We start from the raw sequence: 7,396 nt of genomic DNA, 5'->3' as shown, positions 1-7,396 counted from the left end.
CGATATGGCCGTTGCCGTCGTAGTCGATGGCGTACTCGCGCAAGCTGGTCGGCATGAACTGCGGAATGCCAATGGCACCGGCGAAGGAGCCCAACACCGAGAACACATCGGTATTGGTGTCCCGGCACCACAGCAGGTAATCGGCCAGCTGGTTGCGGAACAGCGTCGTGCGCGCTTCGCGGTTAGGTACGTCGGGATAGTCGAACGCCAGCGTGGAGAGCGAATCGATCACGCGGAAGGTGCCCATGTCGCGGCCATAGATGGTCTCGACGCCGATGATGCCGACGATCACCGAAGCCGGCACGCCGAACTCTGCCTCGGCGCGGCGCAGCGTGTCTCGGTTCTGCTGCCAGAAGCGCACACCCGCGTTGATGCGGATCGGCTCGATGAAACGGGAACGGTAGGCGCGCCAGCTTTTGCGCCCCGGCGTGGCGGGCGGCATGATCAGGCGCACTACCGTGGACGAATACACGGCTTGGCCGAACCAGGTTTCCAGGGCCGGGCGTGCGAAGCCGTGGCGTGCCACCATCTCGTCGATAAAGGCGCGGCTCTTGGGGTTGTCACGGTAGCGACCCGGCTCGATCTCTTCTTCGCGCATGCTCACGCGGCGCTTGCCGGCGGCTAGCAGGGCGGGGGAGACGCCGCACAAGCTCAATGCGGCAGCGGAAAGTGCGGCGCCCAAAAGCGGGCGGCGCAGGGAGCGCTGGGTGTCGTTCATGGTGTCCTTTGCAAGTGGCCACGAGTATAGCGGATGGTGTCTGTGCGGCACCCCGCTGGGTGGCTGGCGCGGCATGTGCTAACGTAACGAATGGAGACCACGAATAAAGCAATAAGACATGCCCACAGGCTATTACACGCATCCCGAGTTCCTGCTGCATGAGATGGGGCCATTCCATCCGGAATGCCCGGAACGCCTGCAGGCCATCGAAGACCATCTGATCTCGCATGGCATGGACGGCCTGCTCGACCGGCGCGAGGCGCCCGCCGCGAGCGCCGAGCAGATCGGGCGTGTGCATCGCCCGGAGTACATGGCCTCGCTGGCCGCCGCGAGTCCCGCCAGCGGCTATCACCCCATCGATCCCGATACCCTGATGAACTCGCATACGATGGCTGCCGCCACCCATGCGGCGGGCGCGGCGGTGGCCGCCACCGATGCGGTGATGGCCGGCGAGTTCGAGAGCGCTTTCTGCTGCGTGCGCCCGCCTGGCCACCATGCGGAGCCGGACCGGGCCATGGGTTTCTGCTTCTACAACAACGTGGCGATCGCGGCGCGCCACGCGCTTGCCGTGCATGGCCTCGAACGCGTGGCGATCGTCGATTTCGACGTGCACCACGGCAACGGCACCGAGGCCGCCTTCCGCGGCGAGGAGCGGGTGCTGATGTGCAGTTTCTTCCAGCATCCGTTCTATCCCTATAGCGGTACCGAGCACATTGCCACCAATATGTCCAACATCCCGCTGCCGGCCTATACCAGCGGTATGGCAGTGCGGGAGGTGGTGGAGACGATCTGGCTGCCGCGCCTGAACGAGTTCAAGCCGCAGATGCTGTTTATCTCGGCGGGCTTCGACGCCCATCGCGAGGATGACATGGGCCAGATGGGGCTGGTCGAGCAGGACTACGCCTGGATCACGACCCAGCTGGTCGATGTCGCCCGCGCGCATGCGCAAGGCCGCATCGTCAGTTGCCTGGAGGGCGGCTATAACCTGAGCGCGCTCAGCCGCAGCGTGTGTGCGCACCTCAAGGTGCTGCTCGAACGATAGGAGGCCCCTGGATGGCTGAAACCGACAACCGCACTGCAACGCCGCTGGTGAGCGAAAGCCTGGACGCACCGGGCGTGCTGCGCCTGACGATGAACCGCCCCGAGGCGTTCAACGCCTTGTCCGAAGACCTGCTGGATGCGCTGTTTGATGCATTTGCCCGCGCTGGCGCCGACGCCTCGGTCCGGGTGGTGGTGCTGGCCGCCGCCGGCCGGGCATTTTGCGCCGGCCACGACCTGCGGGAGATGCGGGCTGCCCCTTCGCACGACTACTATCGCCGCCTGTTCGATCGCTGCACCCGCATGATGATGGCGATGCAGAAGATGCCGCAGCCGGTGATCGCGCGCGTGCAGGGGATCGCCACGGCTGCCGGCTGCCAGTTGGTGGCCATGTGTGATCTGGCGGTGGCGGCCGATGTCGCGCGCTTCGCGGTGTCCGGCGTCAATCTCGGCTTGTTCTGCGCGACGCCGGGCGTGGCCCTGTCGCGCAACCTGTCGCGCAAGCATGCGATGGAGATGCTGCTGACCGGAGACATGATCGATGCCATGGAGGCCCGGGACCGCGGGCTGGTCAACCGCGTGGTGCCCGCCGACGCCCTCGACGCCGAGGTTGCCCGCCTGGCCGCCAGCATCTGCGCCAAGCCGGCCGCCGCGGTGGCCGCCGGCAAGGGCTTGTTCTACCGCCAACTGGAGATGGGAATCGAGGCGGCCTACCAACTGGCGGGGCAGACCATGGCGTGCAACATGATGGATCCGGCGGCGCTGGAGGGCGTCCAGGCCTTTATCGACAAGCGTCCGCCGTCCTGGCGTGGCGCATAAACGGCTTTTTTGTGGTCTTTATGCCTTGAGCATATAAAGACATCGGTAAAAAGTCGTTTCTGGTATGAAGCGGATCGCTTAAAATGCGAGCTTCGCCCAAAAAATAAAATGCGGCAACAGCGCTAGAGAGACGTTCTCGCCTGTTGCCGTTTTCTTTTCACATGATCGAACTGCAAGGTCTTTCGCAACGCTTTCCCGGAGGGTCGGGGGAAGTGCATGCGCTGCGGGACGTCAACCTGTCCATTGCGGCGGGTGAGGTCTTCGGCATCATCGGTCGTAGCGGCGCTGGCAAGAGCACGCTGGTGCGCGCCATCAACCTGCTCAATCGCCCCAGTGGCGGCCGCGTGATCGTGGCCGGACAGGAGCTGACCGCGCTCGACAGCGGCGCGCTGCGCAAGGCGCGCCGCGACATCGGCATGATCTTCCAGCATTTCAACCTGCTGTCGTCGCGTACCGTCTTTGACAACGTGGCGCTGCCGCTGGAGCTGGCAGGCAAGTCGCGGAGCGAGATCTCCGACACGGTGCTGCCGCTGCTGGAACTGGTTGGCCTGACGGCGCTCAAGGACCGCTACCCCGCCCAGATCAGCGGTGGGCAGAAGCAGCGCGTGGGGATTGCCCGCGCGCTGGCGAGCAAGCCCAAGGTGCTGCTGTCGGACGAGGCCACCTCCGCCCTCGACCCGGAAACCACCCGCGCCATTCTGGAGCTGCTCAAGCAGATCAATCGCGAGCTCGGCCTGACCATTGTCATGATCACGCACCAGATGGAAGTGATCAAACAGGTCTGCGACCGCGTGGCCGTGCTCGAGGCCGGGGAGGTGGTGGAAACCGGCCGCGTGATCGACGTGTTCCTGCGTCCGCAACATGAGGTCACGCGCGCCATGATCGGCGACGTGATCGCTCAGGAATTGCCGCCCAGCGTGCTCAAGCGCGTGGAAAGCCGGCTCGGCAACGGGCGCGACCACGTCTACCGCCTGGCGTTCACGGGCGAAGGCGTGGACCAGCCAGTGCTGGCCCAGGCGATCCGCCGCTACGGGCTGGACTTCAATATCCTGCACGGGCATATCGACGAGATCCAGGGCCAGGCCTTCGGTTCGCTGGCCATCATGGCCACCGGCGAGCTGGCCGATGTGAAGGCGGCGATGGAATACCTGCAACAGGAAGGCGTAGTGGTGGAGGAGTTCGAGCATGTGGTCTGAAATGTTTGACCTGTTCCTGACCTCCTTCAACGAGACGTTGCTGATGGTGGCGATCTCGGGCGTGGTCGGCGCGTTGTTCGGCGTGCCGCTGGGCGTGCTGCTGCACCTGACCAACCGCGGCGGCGTGTTGTCGCATCCGCTGTTCAACCGCACCATCGGCGTGGTGGTCAATGCCGTGCGTTCGATTCCCTTCATCATCCTGCTGGTGGTGGTGATCCCGTTCACGCGCTTCATCGTCGGTTCGTCGATCGGCACCACTGCGGCCGTGGTGCCGCTGACGATCGCCGCGATACCGTTTATCGCGCGCCTGGTGGAAAGCGCGCTGCGCGAGGTGGACAAGGGCCTGGTCGAGSCCGCCCAGTCGATGGGCGCGACCACCGGCCAGATCGTGATGAAGGTGCTGCTGCCCGAAGCCATGCCCGGCATCGTGGCTGGCCTGACGATCACCTTCGTCAGCCTGGTGGGCTATTCGGCCATGGCCGGGGCCATCGGCGGCGGGGGCCTGGGCGACCTCGGCATCCGCTACGGCTACCAGCGCTACATCACCGAGGTGATGGTGGCGGTGGTGGTGATCCTGATTGTTTTCGTGCAAGCGGTGCAAAGCTTCGGCGACTGGCTGGTGCGCCGCATCAGCCACAAGTAATCCGGCGTTCCACCCGGCTACATACCAAGACTTAGAGAAATCGAGAAAAAGGAAGTCAACATGCAACGTCGTAACTTGCTGCAATGGATTGTCGGCGCCGCCCTGGGCGCCAGCCTGGCCACTGGCGCCGTGGCGCAGGAAAAGCCGATCAAGATCGGCGTCACCGGCGGCCCGCACGCCCAGATCATGGAGCAGGTGAAGAAGGTCGCGGCCAAGGACGGCCTGAATATCCAGGTGGTGGAGTTCAGTGACTACATCCAGCCCAATGCGGCGCTGGCTTCGGGCGACCTGGATGCCAACAGCTACCAGCACCTGCCTTACCTGGAAGCGCAGATCAAGGACCGTGGCTACAAGTTCACCCACATCGCCTTCACCGTGACTTTCCCGATGGGCGTGTACTCCAAGAAGATCAAGTCACTCGACCAGATCAAGGAAGGCGCGCGCGTGGGCGTACCGAACGATCCCACCAATGGTGGCCGCGGCCTGCTGCTGCTGCAAAGCAAGGGTCTGATCAAGCTGCGCGCCGATGCCGGCCTGAAGGCCACGCCGCTGGACATCGTCGCCAACCCGAAGAAGATCAAGATCGTCGAGCTGGATGCCGCCCAGCTGCCGCGCTCGCTGGATGACCTCGACGCCGCCGCCATCAACGGCAATTACGCCGAGTCGGCCGGCCTGTCGCCCACCAAGGATGCCATTGCCATGGAAGGCCCCAAGGGCCCCTATGCCAACCTGATCGCCATCCGCGMRGCSGACARGRACAAGCCSTGGGTGGCCAAGCTGGTCAAGGCCTACCACTCGCCGGAGATCAAGCAGTACGTCCATAGCACCTTCAAGGATTCGGTGATTACCGCGTGGTAAGTTGAAAAAAGCCTCGAAAATCGTGTAACGCAGGGCATCCTGCGGCACAATGCGGGCAAGTTTTCACATTGCCGGGCTATGCCCGGCAATTCTTTACCGATAAAATAGTACGACCGTTCGAAAAACAAGAGTGCCACCCAGCCGGTGGTTATAATGGCGAGCGAACCAAATTTCTGACTATCGACTATCAGTGGAGTGAGCGCATGAAAGTACTCGTCGCAGTCAAGCGCGTGGTGGATTACAACGTCAAGGTCCGGGTGAAGTCGGACGGTACGGGCGTGGATCTGGCCAACGTCAAGATGAGCATGAACCCGTTTGACGAAATCGCCGTGGAAGAAGCGGTGCGTCTGCGGGAAGCCGGGGTGGTCACCGAGGTGATCGCCGTGTCCTGCGGCGTGGCCCAGTGCCAGGAAACCCTGCGTACCGCGATGGCCATCGGCGCCGACCGCGGCATCCTGGTCGAATCGAACGAAGACCTGCAGCCGCTGGCCGTGGCCAAGCTGCTCAAGGCCCTGGTAGACAAGGAGCAGCCGCAACTGGTGATCCTGGGCAAGCAGGCCATCGACGACGACTCCAACCAGACCGGCCAGATGCTGGCTGCGCTGGCAGGCCTGCCGCAAGCTACCTTCGCCTCGAAGGTGGTGGTGGCTGATGGCAAGGCGTCGGTGACGCGTGAAGTGGACGGCGGTCTGGAGACCCTGTCGATCAAGCTGCCGGCGGTGGTGACCACCGACCTGCGCCTGAACGAGCCACGCTACGTGACGCTGCCCAACATCATGAAGGCGAAGAAGAAACAGCTCGACATCGTCAAGCCGGAAGATCTCGGCGTGGACGTGGCGCCGCGTCTGAAGACCCTCAAGGTCGTCGAGCCGCCCAAGCGCAGCGCGGGTGTGATGGTGCCGGACGTTGCGACGCTGGTGCAAAAGCTGAAGAACGAAGCCAAGGTCATCTGAGCGCGCCAGGAGATAAAACATGACTGCACTCGTCATTGCTGAACACGACAACCAATCCATCAAGGCCGCCACGCTGAACACCGTGACCGCAGCCGCCCAGTGCGGCGGCGACGTCCACGTGCTGGTGGCTGGCGCCAACGCCGCTGCCGCCGCCGCCGCCGCTGCGAAGATCGCCGGCGTGTCCAAGGTGCTGCTGGCCGACGCCCCGTATTTCGGCGACGGCCTGGCCGAAAACGTGGCCGAGCAAGCGCTGGCCATCGCCAACGACTACAGCCACATCCTGGCGCCCGCCACCCCGTACGGCAAGAACATCCTGCCGCGCGTGGCCGCAAGGCTGGACGTGGCCCAGCTGTCGGACATCACCAAGGTCGACAGCCCGGATACCTTCGAGCGTCCGATCTACGCCGGCAACGCGATCTCGACCGTCCAATCGGCGGACAAGGTCAAGGTCATCACCGTGCGCGGCACCGGCTTTGACGCCGCCGCCGCCGAAGGTGGTTCGGCCGCCGTGGAGAACCTGCCGGCCGTGGCCGATGTTGGCATCTCGCAATTCGTTTCGCGCGAAGTCACCAAGAGCGACCGCCCCGAACTGACCGCCGCCAAGATCATCGTGTCCGGTGGCCGTGGCGTGGGTTCCGGCGAGAATTACACCAAGGTGCTGACGCCGCTGGCCGACAAGCTGAACGCCGCGATGGGCGCTTCCCGCGCTGCCGTGGACGCCGGCTTCGTGCCCAACGATTATCAGGTCGGCCAGACCGGCAAGATCGTCGCGCCGCAGTTGTATATCGCCATCGGTATCTCCGGCGCGATCCAGCATCTGGCCGGCATGAAGGACTCCAAGGTGATCGTGGCGATCAACAAGGACGCCGAAGCACCGATCTTCTCGGTGGCCGACTACGGCCTGGTGGGCGATCTGAACACCGTGGTGCCCGAACTGGTGGCAGCGCTGGGCTGATCCCCGCAGCCCGGCGCGGCGTTCGACACGCCGGGTTCGATCAGGAAGTACTAGCCGTTCCGGGCCTGCCCGAGAACGGCTTTTTTATACATATCCGGAGACATCGATGACCTACCGTGCCCCGCTCAAGGACATGCTGTTCGTGATGAACGAACTGGCCGGCCTTGACGCTGTCAGCCAGCTGCCCGGCTTCGAGGACGCCACGCCCGAGACGGC

General features: G+C 64.2%; 9 protein-coding genes. 8 read left to right on the top strand and 1 reads right to left on the bottom strand.

Going from position 1 to position 7,396, the window contains the following annotated elements; all coding sequences use genetic code 11:
* On the bottom strand, window positions 1-718 hold a 718-nt coding region (locus AC1DKD_RS37100; protein ID WP_477144416.1), incomplete at its 3' end, for a lytic murein transglycosylase.
* 118 nt (window positions 719-836) lie between these two features.
* On the opposite strand from AC1DKD_RS37100, the gene AC1DKD_RS37095 reads away from it, so the two are divergent.
* From AC1DKD_RS37095 to AC1DKD_RS37060, 8 genes are all read left to right on the top strand, one after another.
* Window positions 837-1,760, top strand: coding sequence for a histone deacetylase family protein (locus AC1DKD_RS37095; protein WP_441631132.1), 924 nt, complete (start codon window positions 837-839; stop codon window positions 1,758-1,760).
* A gap of 11 nt (window positions 1,761-1,771) precedes the next feature.
* Window positions 1,772-2,575 (top strand): enoyl-CoA hydratase, encoded by an 804-nt coding sequence (locus AC1DKD_RS37090; RefSeq protein ID WP_441631130.1) that lies wholly within the window; start codon window positions 1,772-1,774, stop codon window positions 2,573-2,575.
* A 161-nt stretch (window positions 2,576-2,736) separates the two neighbouring features.
* Entirely contained in the window at window positions 2,737-3,771 is a 1,035-nt protein-coding gene (locus AC1DKD_RS37085) for a methionine ABC transporter ATP-binding protein (RefSeq protein ID WP_045238004.1), read from the top strand.
* A complete protein-coding gene (locus AC1DKD_RS37080) occupies window positions 3,761-4,414 on the top strand; it encodes a methionine ABC transporter permease (RefSeq protein WP_477144415.1) in 654 nt (217 codons plus the stop codon). The genes AC1DKD_RS37085 and AC1DKD_RS37080 overlap by 11 nt, the downstream gene beginning before the upstream one ends.
* A 60-nt stretch (window positions 4,415-4,474) precedes the next feature.
* The gene (locus tag AC1DKD_RS37075) at window positions 4,475-5,272 is read left to right on the top strand and encodes a MetQ/NlpA family ABC transporter substrate-binding protein (protein WP_477144414.1); all 798 of its coding nucleotides are present in this window, start codon (window positions 4,475-4,477) and stop codon (window positions 5,270-5,272) included.
* A gap of 203 nt (window positions 5,273-5,475) precedes the next feature.
* Window positions 5,476-6,225 (top strand): electron transfer flavoprotein subunit beta/FixA family protein, encoded by a 750-nt coding sequence (locus AC1DKD_RS37070; RefSeq protein WP_045238007.1) that lies wholly within the window; start codon window positions 5,476-5,478, stop codon window positions 6,223-6,225.
* A 19-nt stretch (window positions 6,226-6,244) separates the two neighbouring features.
* Window positions 6,245-7,180 carry an electron transfer flavoprotein subunit alpha/FixB family protein gene (locus AC1DKD_RS37065; RefSeq protein ID WP_035858830.1) on the top strand — a complete coding sequence of 312 codons (936 nt, stop codon included), beginning with the start codon at window positions 6,245-6,247 and terminating at the stop codon, window positions 7,178-7,180.
* Window positions 7,181-7,286: 106 nt separating this feature from the next.
* Window positions 7,287-7,396 (top strand): acyl-CoA dehydrogenase N-terminal domain-containing protein (locus AC1DKD_RS37060; protein ID WP_428180294.1); only part of this gene is annotated, 110 nt, incomplete at its 3' end.

The sequence above is a fragment of the Cupriavidus sp. 05T313 genome, assembly GCF_056396665.1.
This window is presented reverse-complemented; position numbering and strand designations above follow the sequence as displayed.